A 13,311-nucleotide genomic window follows, 5' to 3' on the forward strand; every position below is an offset into this window, starting at 1 on the left:
TTTATTATACATAAGCGACAGCATTTTCCTTGTTTATTATTGATAATATGATACTTTCGGCGCTGCTTAAGGAAGCAACAAAGGAGGGATCAGGCCGGCGCTGGCCACCTGACATGCATGGCGAGCCAGGGTAGGAGGTGCTTGGGCGAACGTCATTGTACCGCAGCTAAACAAACAAGTCAGAACTGCAACTGGGAGGAATATCGATGATCAAGTCACTCGTTGGTGGCATCGTTGCCGCCACTGCATTCGTCATGTTGAGCTCAGCGGCGATGGCCGCAGGCCCAGAAATCGTCAAGGGGCCGGCAGCCGAGCCGGGCTGCTTCGCCCCATGGGCAGCCGATACGCAATTCTTCAAGTTCCCCAAGAAGGCCGGCCCATATCGCATTGCGCTCGCCAACGGCTATATCGCCAACACCTGGCGTATCCAGATGGTGCAGACCGCCAAGGCCTATGCCGCACAGCCGGATGTCGCCAAGAAGTTGAAGGAATTCAAGGTTGTCTCGACCGGTGAGGACGTCCCGGCGCAGATCTCCGCGATCAACAATTTCATCGATTCCGGCTTTGACGCCATCGTCGTCAACGCGCAGAACCCGACCGCCTTCGGGCCAGTCATCAAGCGCGCCAGGGAGGCCGGGGTCGTGCTGGTCGCGTTCGACAACATTCTCGACACCAAGGATGCCATCAACGTCAATGTCGACCAGAAGGGCCTTGGCGCATTGTGGGGCAAGTGGTTGGTCTCACATGTTCCGAACGGCGGAAAGGTGCTCGAAGTGCGCGGCGTCGCCGGCACTTCCGTCGACACGGACCGTCATGCCGGCATCCACGAGGTGCTCGACGGCTCGGGCAAGAAATGGGAAGTCACCGAGGTGGTCGGCAAATGGGACGACGGCGTTGCCCAGAAAGCTACGGCGGACGCGATTGCCACCAACGGACCCTTCGACGGCATCACCGGGCAGGGCGGCGACACCGGCATCGTGCAGGCGATGATGGATGCCAAGCATCCATTCGTTCCGTTCGGCGGCGAGACGGAGAACGGTTTTCGCAAGTTCTGCGCCGCACATGCCGGCGACGGCTTGAAGTGCTCTTCCGCCGGCACCGGCCCCGCCCAGGTGGCCGTGGCAATCAAGACGGCAATCGCGGCCCTCGAAGGCAATGTCGTGCCGCAATCGGTGAAGCTGCCGCTGGCCATCGTGGAGGATCCGAACTTCAAGGCAGGCCAGGATTTCTTCCCCGACCAGTCCGACAATTTCTTCGTCGGCAACTCCTTCCCGACCTGCGGCATCAATTTCAGTGCCCAGGAAATCATGGGCCAGACCAAGGAAAACCAGTAGGCTCACTGCTATCGCTGGCGCCACGGGTTAACCCGCGGCGCCAGCCCCGAAATCCCATGATTGCCCCGGGGAGGGTTGATGGACGGTGCGGCTCCACTCTTTCGCATGGAAGGCATTTCCAAGCGCTATGGCGGCGTGCGGGCACTCGAGAAGGCCGAGCTGACGGTTTCCACCGGTAGCATCCACGCCATCCTCGGTGAAAACGGCGCCGGCAAGTCGACATTGATCAAGGTCATGGCAGGTGTCGTGGCGCCCGACGAAGGCCGCATGATGCTGGATGGGCGCGAAGTGACCTTCGCTTCGCCCGGTGCGGCGAACAAGGCCGGCATCGTCTGCATCTTCCAGGAATTGTCGCTGATCCCCGAACTCAGCGTCGCCGACAATATCGTCATTTCGGATCCGCCCAAACGCTTCGGCATGATCGATCGCAAGGCGCAGCGCCGGATCGCCGAGGACGCGCTTGCCCGCGCGGGCGCCGCCGACATCCATCCGCTGGCGCTGGTCAAGGACCTGCCGCTGTCGCGCCGGCAGATGGTGGAGATCGCCAAGGCGCTGGCGCGCAAACCACGCATTCTCATCCTCGACGAGGCGACGTCGGCGCTGACGGCAGCGGATGTCGCGAAGATCTTCGGCGTGCTGAAGCGGCTGCGCTCGGAAGGGCTGGCGCTGCTCTACATCTCGCACCGCATGAACGAGATCGCCGAACTGGCCGACCATTGCACGGTGTTCCGCAATGGCCGCAATGTCGCCAGCTACAAGGCCGGCTCGAAGAGCGACAACGAGGTGGTCGAGCTGATGATCGGCCGCGAGTACAGCCATATTTTTCCGCCCAAGCCGCCGGCGGCACCGGCCAGCGCCGCCCCCAGGCTCGAGGCGCGCAAATTGTCCTGGGCCGACCGGCTGGATAGCATCTCGCTGACGGTTAGGGCAGGCGAGGTGGTCGGCCTCGGCGGGCTCGATGGCCAGGGCCAGCGCGAATTGCTGCTTGCTTTCTTCGGTGTGCTGCGTGGCCTCTCGGGCGAAGTGCTGATCGACGGCAAGCCGGCGACGATCACCAGCCCGGCGGCGGCCCGCGAGGACGGCATCGGCATGGCGCTCATCCCGGAAGACCGCAAGACCGAAGGCCTGATGCTGCCGATGACGGTGCGCGAAAACCTGTCCTTCGCCGCACTCGACCGGCTGTCCAAAGGCGGCATTATCGACCGCGCCGCCGAACAGCGGCTGATCGACGACATGGTCGGCCTTCTGGCGATCAAGACGGCGGGCCTCGATATTCCGGTTGGCGCGCTGTCGGGCGGCAACCAGCAGAAAGTAGTCATAGCCAAATGGCTGATGCGCCAGCCGCGCATCATCCTGCTCAACGATCCGACGCGCGGCATCGATGTCGGCACCAAGCAGGAAATCTATCAGCTGATGCGCAAGCTGGCGGACGCGGGCGCGGCGATCCTGTTCTATTCGACCGACTATGACGAGCTGATCGGATGCTGCGACCGGGTGCTGGTTCTCTATGACGGCGCGGTCAAACGCGAACTGGTCGGCGCCGAGATCACCGAAAGGGCGCTGATATCGAGCGCGCTTAACATCCATGGCGAGGAGAGCCCGGTGGGCCTGGGAGCGGAAGCGTGAAGGATTGGCGTTACTGGCTGGCCGAGCAGCGTGGAACATTGCTGGCGCTCGGCATCTTCATCGTCATGTTCGTCATTTACACCTCGAACCATCCGGCGGGCTTCACCGCCAATGTCGTGCAGACGGCGGCGAACAAGGGCGTGCTGCTTGCCTTCGTCGCCATGGCGCAGACGCTGGTCGTGATCACCTCCGGCATCGACCTGTCCGTCGGCATGATATTCCTGCTCACCAACTGTCTGGCCTCCTGGCTGGTGGTGGGCACGCCGATGCAGACGACGCTCGGCGTCGTCGCCGTGCTGGTGGCGGGACTTTTGTGCGGCGCGATCAACGGCGCCATCGTGATCTATGGAAGGCTGCAGCCGATCGTCGCGACCATCGCCACCGGCGCGGTCTACTACGGCATCGGCCTTTTGCTGCGGCCCTTTCCGGGCGGCTCGGTCAACGAGGATCTGGCCGATGCTATGACAGGACGTCTGTTCGATCTGGTGCCGGCAAGCCTGGTCGTGCTGCTGGCGGTCGTTCTGCTGATCTGGGTACCGTTCAGCCGCTCTGTACTCGGCCGCGCCGCCTACGCGGCCGGCTCTTCGGAAACGGCTGCCTACATGTCGGGCGTGCCGATAAGGCGCGGCAAGTTCTCCGCTTACACGCTTGCGGGGCTGCTGGCCGCGATCGGCGGACTGTTCCTGACGTTTTTCACCTATACGGGGGAGGCCGCCTATGCCAGCGGCAACGCCTATACGCTGTTCTCGATCGCGGCGGTCGTGCTGGGTGGTGTTTCGCTGTTCGGCGGCAAGGGCAGCGCCATCGGTGCCATCTTCGGCGCGCTGGCCTTCCGCACCATCGGCGACCTGTTGTTCGTCTTCGACTTCGATCCGCTCTGGCAGCCGCTGTTCCAGGGCGTTATCCTGCTGGTCGCCGTCAGCCTCGGCGCCTTCGCCCTGTTTCGGGTCCGCAACCGGCTGGAGTGGTTCCTGTGAGCGAGACGACCTTGGGCGGCATTGCCGGCCGCATGCCGAAATTCATCCGCCGCGCCGATCCGGCGGTGCTGACCGCCTTTGCCTGCATCGTGGTGCTGCTGTTGGTTGGCAGCCTCTATTCGCGCAGCTTCCTGTCGCCTGAATATCTCTTGCAGCAGCTCAAGGTGGCCTCGTTCCTCGGCGTCATCGCCACCGGCATGATGCTGGTCATCCTGCTCGGCCAGATCGACCTGTCGGTGCCGTGGTCGGTGGCGGCGGGTGCGATGATGGCCTGTGCGGCGGCCGCCTACGGCCCGGCAGGCGTGGCGCTGGCTATCCCGTTCGGCATCTTCTGCGGCGTGCTGATCGGTATCGTCAACGGCATCGGCGTCGCCTATCTGCGCATTCCCTCGATGATCATCACGCTCGCCACCAACGCTGTCGCGCAAGGGTTGATGGTGGTCTACACCGGCGGCTTCTCGCCGCAGGATTCGGCCACCGGCGCCATGCGCTACCTCGCCACTGGGTTCACCATTCCGGGTGTGCCCAATGCAGTCATCATCTGGGCGCTGATCGGGGCCGCGATGGTGTTCGTGCTGACCCGCAGCGGTTTTGGCCGCGCGGTCTATGGCATCGGCAACCGCGAGCGCGCCGCCTATCTCTCAGGCATCGACACAAGACGCGTGGTGATGATCGCCTTCGCTGTCTCCGGCGGGCTCTCCGCCTTTGGCGGCGTGCTGCTGGCGGGCTACGCCTCCAAGGCGGCGCAATCGATGGGTGACGCCTATCTACTGCCGTCGATCGCGGCCGTCGTGCTCGGCGGCACCTCGATCCTGGGCGGGCGCGGCTCCTATCTCGGCACGGTCGCCGGCGTGATCCTGATCACACTGTTGCAATCCATCCTGTCGGTCATGCAGATGCCGGAGGCGGGACGGCAGATCATCTATGGCGTCGTCATCGTCGCCATGCTCCTTCTTTACGGTCGCGCGCCGGCGAGCCGCTGACAGTGGGCGAAGACGCAGCGCAGGCGCCGACGGGCGCTTCCGGTTTGGCGCCTTCGGCCATCGTGGTGATGGGCGTTGCCGGCTGCGGCAAGTCAGCCGTCGGTATCGCGCTGGCCGACGCGCTGGGTGCCGTCTTCATCGAGGGTGACAGGCTGCATCCGCCGGAGAATGTGGCGCGTATGGCGCGTGGTGAACCGCTCACCGACCAGCTGCGCGAAGGCTGGCTCGACGCGATCGGCGAGCACATCGCGGTCTCTATCGGCAAAGGACAGGGCGTAGTTGCAGCCTGCTCGGCGCTGAAGCGCGGCTATCGCGAGCGCCTGCACGGCTTTTGCCCTGACATCACTTTCCTTTACCTGGAGATCGACCCGGCGACGGCAAGGCAGCGGGTCGCCAGCCGCAAGGGCCATTTCATGCCGGCAAGCCTGGTCGACAGCCAGTTCGCCATCCTGGAATCGCCGGGCCAAGATGAACGGGCATTGACGCTCGACGCGACGCGGCCGATCGGCGAACTCGTCGCCCAGGCAATGCGCTCGATGCGCCGGTCATGAGCTCTCCTCGAAACCGACACCGCCGCCGCCCTGAGCCTCTGTCAACCGCTCATGGCGCGACCAGGACATCATCTGCTCGGGGCACAGCTTCAGCGCCTGCAGCAGGCGGTCGCGTTTCAGCAGGATGTAGTGTGCCTGCAGGGCCAGGTTCTTGGCTCCGTCCCTGGTTGTGTCCACGGCCGGGAGCGCCGGTGCCGCCGGTACCAGTTCGGGGCTCAAGACGGCGCGGTATTCCCGGAAGGGCACCACCTCGAAAGTCGACATGGCAAACAGGGCCGTCTTGCCTCGAGCGGCGAAATTCGCCGGTGCCGAGGCAAGGTGCGTCCAGCCGCTTTCGCCCAGGGCGCTTTCGGTGAAGGTCGAGCCGGCGTGGATGGTGTTGGTCATCATCACGACGCCGTTCTGCTTCAGCATCTTTTGAATGCGGATGGTGACCTGATAGGCATCGTCACGGTCGAAGGCGATCCGGCTTTTCAGGAACCGGTTCTCGACATGAACCATTGGCGGGTTGAGGAAGCGCTGGCCGAATGCCGTCTCGGACACGCCATGCGTGTTGACGCTGACCTGATGCGCTTCGATGCCGGCCTCGTATATGGCGCGCTTGCCGATTATCGTCTGGGCGGTGAATTGATCGCACCAGAGGATCGCGCCGTGGCCGCGTTGCAGGGCTGCCTGCAAGCCCTCGAGCCCTTCCAGCCGGATCTTCGGCGTCCAACGGCCGGCGACCAGATGCGCGGCAAGTTGCATGCGGCGGCGATGGCGCGCCGTGAGCAATGCCTCGAACAGCTTGCGTGTATCGACGCCATCGCCGAGCACCGCGCGCGTTGCGGCGGCATAGAAGCGGAAATCCTTGCGCATATGGCGCTTCAACCGAAACCTGGAAGCCCAATCGCAGATCGGCGCCCACCAGCGCACCGGCAGCGCTGCCGCAACCGCGAGGTAGAAGAGGGTAACCAGGCTTTCGCGAAGGTCCCTGGTGGAGAAGTGGCGGAGCCTGCCGGGATCAGCCAGCTTGCGGCTGAAAAAGCGCACGTCCTCGGCATATCCGGGGACAAGGACGTCGGCGATGATCTCGATGCGAAAGCTGGCTGCCGATGGCCGCTTGCGGGCGGCTTTTCGGGATTTCGTAAACCTCGACAGCCTCATCCACCCGGCTCTAGATCTGGGATGTCAACTCGACCGGGAAATCGTCATTGTCGGCATCGCGCATGGCGGCGAGGCTACGGTTGTCCAGTACCTCGGCGATCGCCTGGCGCACTTCCAGCATCATGTGCCGGACCTGGCAGGTCGCCTCGTCGCAATCCTCGCAGCGCTGATACTGCGTGCGGCTGGCGCAAGGTATCGGCGCCAGCGGCCCGTCGAGCACGCGCACGACATGGCCGATCTTGATCTCGGAAGCGGGGCGGGCGAGACGATAGCCGCCTTCCTTGCCCTTGCGGCTCTGGACGAAGCCGGCGTTGCGCAATTCGCCCAGTATGGCGTCCAGGAATTTCTTCGGGATGTTGTTGGCGACGGCGATGTCGTTGACGAAGGCCAATTGGCCAAGTGGAAGACTGGATAGATGCACGAGGGCCTTCAGGCCGTATTTGCCTTTTTTCGTCAGCATGCCCGAGTCAACCCATTGAAGCCCCAACCACCCCGCATCTGGCGGTTGTTTGTGTGCAAATGATGACAACATTGCCTTCGCACACTGCCGTTTCGCGAAAACAAAGCCATTGGAGGGCAGGTTAGGCACAAACGCGTTGATTCTTTGTAACGTTTTGCACGAAGGGCGCCGAATTTGCCCTATCAGCTGCATAAACAAGGAAAGCCGGCCACCGGGCCGGCTTTCCTGATCTTTCTATCTGGACGCGGAGACTTACCGGCTGCCATAAGCCTGGTCGAGCAGGCCGCCGGCGGCGAAATGCTCCTTTTGGACCTTGTCCCAACCGCCGAAGACGTCTTCCACCGTCAACAGGCGCACGTCCGGAAAATCTGCCTTGTATTTGGCCGCGACAGCCGCGTCGCGTGCGCGCAAGCCATTGTCGGCGGCGATGCCCTGGCCCTCGGGCGTATAGAGGAAGTCGAGATAGCTCTTGGCCAGATCGCGCGTGCCATGCTCGTCGGCGACCTTGTCGACGATCGCTACCGGGAATTCCGCCAGAAGGCTGACGGAAGGCGTGACCTGCTCGAATTTGTCGTCGCCATATTCCTTGCGGATGCCGCGCGTCTCGGATTCGAAGGTGATCAGCACGTCGCCGATCTCGCGCTGCACGAAGGTGGTGGTCGCGGCGCGCCCGCCGGTGTCGAAGATCGGCACGTTGTTGAACAGCTTGGTGATGAATTCCTTCACCTTGGCGTCGTCGCCCTTGAAGGCTTCCTTGGCGTAGGCGGTGGCCGCGAGATAGGTGTAGCGCGCATTGCCCGACGTTTTCGGATTGGGGAAGATCACCTGCACGTCGTCGCGCACGAGATCGTTCCAGTCCTTGATGTGCTTGGGGTTGCCCGCGCGGACGAGAAACGAAGGCAGCGAATAGAAGGGCGAGGCGTTGTCGGGAAAATCCTTCTGCCAGTCGGCCGAGACGAGGCCCTTCTTGACCAGGAAGTCGACGTCGGTGACCTGGTTGAAGGTGACGACATCGGCACCGAGGCCTTCAGCGATGGCACGCGCCTGCGCCGACGTGCCGGCATGAGACTGGTCGATGCTCACACCCGGGTGCTTGGCGATGAAGGCCTTGTTGACCTGCACGAAGAGTTCGCGGCCGACGTCATAGGAGGCATTCAGCAGCTTGTCGGCCGACCACGCTTGGGAGGATGCGAGGAGAAGGCCGGCGGCAACGGCAACGCCGATGAAAAATCGCTTCATGAAAAGGCTCCGGATGTCATGCTCTATTACCGGACCATAGCCGGGGTGCGGCGGAGCGGCGAGGTATAGATTCAGGGCTTGGCGGCTGTTGCTAGAAAACCGTTTCCCAAACAGGCACATCGTAGGTTTTTCTTTCAAGTAGAATCATCTTTTTGAGGCCGTCCTCTTCAGTCTCTTCCGAAGAGAGGCGACAAATGGATACACATTGTGTATGCGGCATGTTATGATGAGTGAAAGGAGTCTTCCATGGCGAAAGCCGCACCCGAAACCCATGCCAAGCCTGTCAATCTGCGCATCCGAGAGGACATACGCATACTGATTGACCGTGCCGCAAAGATACGCGGGAAAACCCGCTCTGACTTCATGATCGACGCCGCTTATCGTGCGGCCGAGGATACGCTGCTCGACCAAACGTTGATCAAGGTGGATTCCGAGAGTTACCGGCATTATCTCGACATCCTCGATGAACCGCCAAGCGGGGAAGGTTTTGCACGCCTTATGAACGTGCCCAGGCCGTGGCGGGACTGATGCCGTCGGCGCCCACGCCGCTGGCCGAAGACCACGATCTCGAACTTTTCCAAAGCGGAACAGAAAGCCTCGACCAATGGCTTCGCCGTCGGGCACGGGCCAACCAGGTCAGTGGCGCATCACGTACTTATGTGATGGCGGAACGCACACGCGTTGTCGGCTACTATTGCTTGTCTTCGGGCGGGCTTGATCTGGCGGAAGCGCCCGGCATTATTCGCCGCAACATGCCAGATCCCATTCCAATGGTTGTGCTCGGACGTCTCGCGGTGGATGCAAGCTGGCAAGGGAAAGGGGTAGGCGCTGCGCTTCTGCAAGACGCCGTCCTGCGCTCCAGTCAAGCCGCGACGATCCTCAGGATTCGCGGAATTTTTGTTCACGCCATATCGGATGAAGCGAAAGCCTTTTACGAGTACTACGGCTTTGCGGCTTCCCCAAAAAATCCCATGATCTTGTTGTTGTCGTTGAAAGGCCAGTGAAAGGGTAAGCGACCGCTACTGGACCAGGATATTCCCTGGTGACGAGATTTCACAGTGGTCCGATCGCTATGCAGTCGGAAACAGCTTCCAGCGCCCAGGCCGGAACGCCACGCGGCTCTTCTGCGCCGCCGGATGACCAATCGGCAATTCTATCTCGACCCGCTGACGCTCGCCGCCGATTTCGAGCTCGACCCGCCGAGTACCCGCGACGCGGCGGCTGGCGGCCACGGTGCCGGCGATGCAGCCGCTGCAGCCGTCCAGCAGTTCGACATCGTGCGGACGGAAGTAAAGCGTCGCATCGCCCTCGGACGCGTGCGGCGCCGACAATCCGATCGGACGGTCGGCCAGCCAGATCTCGCCATTCTCGACTTTGACCGGAAGGGAGCTCGATTCGCCGATAAAGCCGTAGACGAAGGGCGAGTTCGGCGTGTCGTAGATGTCGTCGGCGGTACCGACCTGCTCGATGCGGCCCTGGCTCATAACCACGACGCGGTCGGCAAGCTCAAGCGCCTCTTCCTGATCGTGGGTGACGAAGACGGTGGTGTGGCCGGTGGCGTCATGGATTTCCCGCAGCCAGCGGCGGAGTTCCCGGCGCACCTGCGCGTCGAGCGCGCCGAACGGCTCGTCGAGCAGCAGCACCTTGGGTTCGATGGCCATGGCGCGGGCGAGCGCCACACGCTGGCGCTGGCCGCCCGAAAGCTGCGCGGGGTAGCGCTTCTCCAGCCCCGAAAGCTGGACGAGATCGAGAAGCTCGGACGCACGGCGGCGGATCTCCGCTGCCGGCGGCCGCGTCGGCCCGTGCCGCACTTTGAGGCCGAAACCGATATTGTCGGCAACCGTCATGTGGCGGAACAGGGCGTAGTGCTGGAAGACGAAACCGACATTGCGCTCCTGGATCGATTTCTGCGAAGCGTCCTCGTCACCAAAGAAGATTTTTCCACGCGTCGGACGCTCCAGCCCGGCGATCAGCCTGAGCAAGGTCGTCTTGCCGGAGCCGGACGGGCCCAGCAAAGCGATCAGTTCGCCCGACTTGATGTCGAGCGAGACATCGTGGAGCGCCGGAAAACGCTCGAATTCCTTGCGCACATTGGCAACGCGAACTTCCATGCAATGAACCTTCTAATGCCCGCGCGTCGCGGCGAGTTCGGCGCCGTAGCGCATCTCGAGCAGTGTTTTCAAGACCAGCGTGACGAGCGCCAGCCCGGCAAGCAACGAGGCGACGGCGAAGGCGCCGGCGGCGTTGTACTCGTTGTAGAGGATTTCGACATGCAGCGGCATGGTGTTGGTCAGGCCGCGTATGTGGCCCGACACCACAGAAACCGCGCCGAACTCGCCCATGGCGCGCGCATTGCACAGAAGCACGCCGTAGAGCAGGCCCCATTTGACATTGGGCAAGGTCACGTACCAGAAGGTCTGCCAGCCATTGGCGCCAAGCGAAAGGGCGGCTTCCTCGTCGCCATTGCCCTGTTCCTGCATCAGCGGGATCAGTTCGCGGGCAACGAAGGGGAAGGTGACGAAGACGGTGGCCAGCACGATGCCCGGCACTGCGAACAAGATCTGGATGCCATGTGCCTTCAGCCACTCGCCGAGCAACCCCTGAGCGCCGAACAGAAGCACGTAGACCAGACCCGAAATGACGGGCGAAACCGAGAAGGGGAGGTCGATCAGCGTGGTCAGGAAGGCTTTGCCCTTGAACTCGAACTTGGCGATCGCCCAGGCGGCCGAGATGCCGAAGACGATGTTGAGCGGTACCGAGATCGCCGCCACCAGCAAGGTCAGGCGGATAGCCGAACGCGTGTCCGCGTCGCTCAGCGATTCCAGGTAGGTGCCAACGCCCTTGGCGAAGGCTTCCTTGAAGACGATAATCAGCGGCAGCAACAGGAAGATGGCGAGAAAGACGAAGACGACGGTCATCAGCACGGCCCGTGCCGACCGGCTTTCGGTTACCGCTGCCGAGCGGCTTTCATGGAACGGTTCGTAGGATTTGATCTCGGGATCAGCCATAGCGCTTGCGGCTCCATGTCTGCACCAGATTGACGATCAACAGCATGAGGAACGACAGCGCCAGCATGATCGCCGCGGTCGCGGTCGCCGCCGGGTAATTGTATTCCTCGAGCCGGATGACGATCAAAAGCGGCGCGATCTCGGATTTGTAGGGCAGGTTGCCGGCAATGAAGATCACCGAGCCGTATTCGCCGACGCCGCGCGCGAAGGCGAGCGAGAAACCGGTGATGATGGCCGGCGCCAGGCCCGGAAACAGCACGCGGGTGATGATCTGGAAGCGGCTGGCGCCAAGCGTGGCGGCGGCTTCCTCAACTTCCTTGTCGATCTCTTCCATGATCGGCTGCACGGTGCGCACGACGAAGGGCAGGCCGATGAAGATCAGCGCGATGACGATGCCCAGCGGCGTGTAGGCGACCTTGATGCCGAGCGGCATCAGCAATTTGCCGATCCAGCCGTTCGGTGCATAGAGCGTGGTCAGCGCGATGCCGGCCACCGCCGTCGGCAGCGCGAACGGCAGGTCGACCATGGCATCGACGATACGGCGGCCTGGAAAGCGGTAACGCACCAGCACCCAGGCGACGAGCGTGCCGAAAACGACATTGACGGCAGCCGCGATGAAAGCTGTGCCGAAGCTGATTTCCAGTGCGTTAAGCGTACGGCGGTCGGTGGCGATGGCCCAGAAATCGGTCCAGCCGAGGGCAGCCGAGCGCCAGATCAGCCCGGATAGGGGAATGAGGATGATGAGGGTGAGGTAGGCAAGCGAGAAGCCGAGCGTCAATCCGAAACCCGGAATGACGCTCGGCTGTCTGAACCGCCACCCTGCCTGCGCGGGTGCTATGGTCATGTCGTCCCGATCTGGATTTTAGCTCACTGGGCCGGCTTGTAGATCTGGTCGAATATACCACCGTCGCCGAAATGGTAAGGCTGCGCCTTCTTCCAGCCGCCGAAAAGCGGGTCGTCGATGGTGATCAACTTGATAGGCGGCAGCTTGGCCAGATCTTCCGGCGGAACCAGTTCGGGCTTGGACGGCCGGTAGTGGTTCTTGGCGATGATAGTCTGACCTTCCTTGGAATAGAGGTAGCTCAGATAGGCCTCGGCCACCTTGCGCGTGCCTTTGGCGTCGACGTTCGCATCGACCACGGCCACCGGCGGTTCGGCCAGGATCGAGGTCGGCGGATAGACGACGTCGAAATTGTCGGCGCCAAACTCGTCGAGCGCCAGATAGGCATCGTTTTCCCAGGCGATCAGCACGTCGCCGAGGCCTTTTTGCGCGAAGGTCACGGTCGAGCCGCGCGCGCCGGTGTCGAGCACGGGAGCATTGGCGTAGAGCTTGCCGACGAATTCCTTGGTCTTGGCCTCGTCGCCGCCATCATTGGCATTCGCATAGGCCCAGGCCGCGAGATAGTTCCAGCGCGCGCCGCCCGAGGTCTTGGGATTGGGCGTGATCACCTGCGTGCCGTCCTTGACCAGGTCGTTCCAGTCGTGGATGCCCTTGGGATTGCCCTTGCGGACAAGGAAGATGATCGTCGAGGTGTAAGGCGCTGAATTGTTTTCGAATTTGGTGCGCCAGTCGGGATTGATCTTCTTGGACTTGGAGACGATGGCGTTGATGTCGCCTTCCAGCGCCAGCGTCACCACATCGGCGTCCAGACCATCGATCACGGCGCGGGCCTGGGCGCCAGATCCGCCATGTGACTGCTGAATGGTCACCGTCTCGCCGGTCTCTGTCTTCCAATGCGCGGCGAAGGCCTCGTCATAGGCCTTGTAGAGCTCGCGCGTCGGATCGTAGGACACGTTGAGAATGGTGGTGTCGGCAAACGCGAAACCGAGCGTGCCGAACTGGACAGATGTGGCGACCAGTGCGCCGAGCAGTTTCCGGAAATGAGGTTTGGTCATTTCTGCCTCCGTTGAACCCGCGCCAAATCTACCAAATTGATAGAAATAAGATGCATTGAATGTTGCCTTTTTTGTCCTCCTGGAGAAAATC

General features: G+C 62.4%; 14 protein-coding genes. 7 read left to right on the forward strand and 7 right to left on the reverse strand.

All coding sequences use genetic code 11. The annotated features are described in order from the left end of the window. Positions 1-206: 206 nt before the first annotated feature. From LB536_RS11230 to LB536_RS11250, 5 genes are all read left to right on the forward strand, one after another. Entirely contained in the window at positions 207-1,334 is a 1,128-nt protein-coding gene (locus LB536_RS11230; protein WP_140759084.1) for a sugar ABC transporter substrate-binding protein, read from the forward strand. 78 nt (positions 1,335-1,412) lie between these two features. Further along, positions 1,413-2,960 (forward strand): sugar ABC transporter ATP-binding protein, encoded by a 1,548-nt coding sequence (locus LB536_RS11235; RefSeq protein ID WP_224591949.1) that lies wholly within the window; start codon positions 1,413-1,415, stop codon positions 2,958-2,960. Beyond that, a complete protein-coding gene (locus LB536_RS11240) occupies positions 2,957-3,937 on the forward strand; it encodes an ABC transporter permease (protein WP_140759081.1) in 981 nt (326 codons plus the stop codon). Before LB536_RS11235 ends, LB536_RS11240 begins: the two co-directional genes overlap by 4 nt. Further along, a complete protein-coding gene (locus tag LB536_RS11245; protein ID WP_140811984.1) occupies positions 3,934-4,920 on the forward strand; it encodes an ABC transporter permease in 987 nt (328 codons plus the stop codon). Before LB536_RS11240 ends, LB536_RS11245 begins: the two co-directional genes overlap by 4 nt. 2 nt (positions 4,921-4,922) lie before the next feature. Further along, complete coding sequence (locus LB536_RS11250) at positions 4,923-5,471, forward strand: gluconokinase (protein WP_224591953.1); 549 nt, start codon at positions 4,923-4,925, stop codon at positions 5,469-5,471. On the opposite strand, the gene LB536_RS11255 is transcribed toward LB536_RS11250, so the two are convergent. From LB536_RS11255 to LB536_RS11265, 3 genes are all read right to left on the reverse strand, one after another. After that, on the reverse strand, positions 5,466-6,617 hold the full coding sequence (locus LB536_RS11255) for a hypothetical protein (protein ID WP_224591956.1): 1,152 nt from the start codon (positions 6,615-6,617) through the stop codon (positions 5,466-5,468). The genes LB536_RS11250 and LB536_RS11255 overlap by 6 nt on opposite strands. 10 nt (positions 6,618-6,627) lie before the next feature. Beyond that, on the reverse strand, positions 6,628-7,077 hold the full coding sequence (locus tag LB536_RS11260; RefSeq protein ID WP_140759073.1) for an RrF2 family transcriptional regulator: 450 nt from the start codon (positions 7,075-7,077) through the stop codon (positions 6,628-6,630). 252 nt (positions 7,078-7,329) lie between these two features. Continuing rightward, positions 7,330-8,316, reverse strand: a complete 987-nt coding sequence (locus LB536_RS11265) for a sulfate ABC transporter substrate-binding protein (protein WP_224591959.1) — start codon at positions 8,314-8,316, stop codon at positions 7,330-7,332. Positions 8,317-8,562: 246 nt separating this feature from the next. Here LB536_RS11265 and LB536_RS11270 point away from each other — a divergent pair, with 246 nt between their 5' ends. Continuing rightward, positions 8,563-8,844: a DUF1778 domain-containing protein gene (locus LB536_RS11270; RefSeq protein ID WP_224591962.1), complete on the forward strand. Its 282-nt coding sequence runs from the start codon at positions 8,563-8,565 to the stop codon at positions 8,842-8,844. Beyond that, a complete protein-coding gene (locus LB536_RS11275; RefSeq protein WP_224591965.1) occupies positions 8,844-9,320 on the forward strand; it encodes a GNAT family N-acetyltransferase in 477 nt (158 codons plus the stop codon). Before LB536_RS11270 ends, LB536_RS11275 begins: the two co-directional genes overlap by 1 nt. 66 nt (positions 9,321-9,386) lie before the next feature. On the opposite strand, the gene LB536_RS11280 is transcribed toward LB536_RS11275, so the two are convergent. From LB536_RS11280 to LB536_RS11295, 4 genes are read right to left on the reverse strand one after another with little or no spacing between them, the layout of a single operon-like run. Then, positions 9,387-10,427, reverse strand: coding sequence for a sulfate/molybdate ABC transporter ATP-binding protein (locus tag LB536_RS11280; protein ID WP_224591967.1), 1,041 nt, complete (start codon positions 10,425-10,427; stop codon positions 9,387-9,389). A gap of 12 nt (positions 10,428-10,439) precedes the next feature. Further along, positions 10,440-11,324 carry a sulfate ABC transporter permease subunit CysW gene (gene cysW / locus LB536_RS11285; RefSeq protein ID WP_224591969.1) on the reverse strand — a complete coding sequence of 295 codons (885 nt, stop codon included), beginning with the start codon at positions 11,322-11,324 and terminating at the stop codon, positions 10,440-10,442. Beyond that, positions 11,317-12,168 (reverse strand): sulfate ABC transporter permease subunit CysT, encoded by an 852-nt coding sequence (cysT, locus tag LB536_RS11290; RefSeq protein WP_140759061.1) that lies wholly within the window; start codon positions 12,166-12,168, stop codon positions 11,317-11,319. The genes cysW and cysT overlap by 8 nt, the downstream gene beginning before the upstream one ends. 23 nt (positions 12,169-12,191) lie before the next feature. Next, a complete protein-coding gene (locus LB536_RS11295) occupies positions 12,192-13,220 on the reverse strand; it encodes a sulfate ABC transporter substrate-binding protein (RefSeq protein WP_224591973.1) in 1,029 nt (342 codons plus the stop codon). Positions 13,221-13,311 lie beyond the last annotated feature (91 nt).

It is taken from the genome of Mesorhizobium sp. ES1-3 (assembly GCF_020164795.1).
In the GTDB taxonomy this organism is placed as follows: Bacteria; Pseudomonadota; Alphaproteobacteria; order Rhizobiales; family Rhizobiaceae; genus Mesorhizobium.

Excerpts from the sequence above, each read along its gene's own strand:
- LB536_RS11280 (WP_224591967.1), bottom strand. The coding sequence starts at position 10,427 with ATGGAAGTTCGCGTTGCCAATGTGCGCAAGGAATTCGAGCGTTTTCCG.
- LB536_RS11255 (WP_224591956.1), bottom strand. The coding sequence starts at position 6,617 with ATGAGGCTGTCGAGGTTTACGAAATCCCGAAAAGCCGCCCGCAAGCGG.
- LB536_RS11265 (WP_224591959.1), bottom strand. The coding sequence starts at position 8,316 with ATGAAGCGATTTTTCATCGGCGTTGCCGTTGCCGCCGGCCTTCTCCTC.
- LB536_RS11235 (WP_224591949.1), top strand. The coding sequence starts at position 1,413 with ATGGACGGTGCGGCTCCACTCTTTCGCATGGAAGGCATTTCCAAGCGC.
- cysT (WP_140759061.1), bottom strand. The coding sequence starts at position 12,168 with ATGACCATAGCACCCGCGCAGGCAGGGTGGCGGTTCAGACAGCCGAGC.
- LB536_RS11230 (WP_140759084.1), top strand. The coding sequence starts at position 207 with ATGATCAAGTCACTCGTTGGTGGCATCGTTGCCGCCACTGCATTCGTC.
- LB536_RS11275 (WP_224591965.1), top strand. The coding sequence starts at position 8,844 with ATGCCGTCGGCGCCCACGCCGCTGGCCGAAGACCACGATCTCGAACTT.
- LB536_RS11260 (WP_140759073.1), bottom strand. The coding sequence starts at position 7,077 with ATGCTGACGAAAAAAGGCAAATACGGCCTGAAGGCCCTCGTGCATCTA.
- cysW (WP_224591969.1), bottom strand. The coding sequence starts at position 11,324 with ATGGCTGATCCCGAGATCAAATCCTACGAACCGTTCCATGAAAGCCGC.
- LB536_RS11295 (WP_224591973.1), bottom strand. The coding sequence starts at position 13,220 with ATGACCAAACCTCATTTCCGGAAACTGCTCGGCGCACTGGTCGCCACA.
- LB536_RS11270 (WP_224591962.1), top strand. The coding sequence starts at position 8,563 with ATGGCGAAAGCCGCACCCGAAACCCATGCCAAGCCTGTCAATCTGCGC.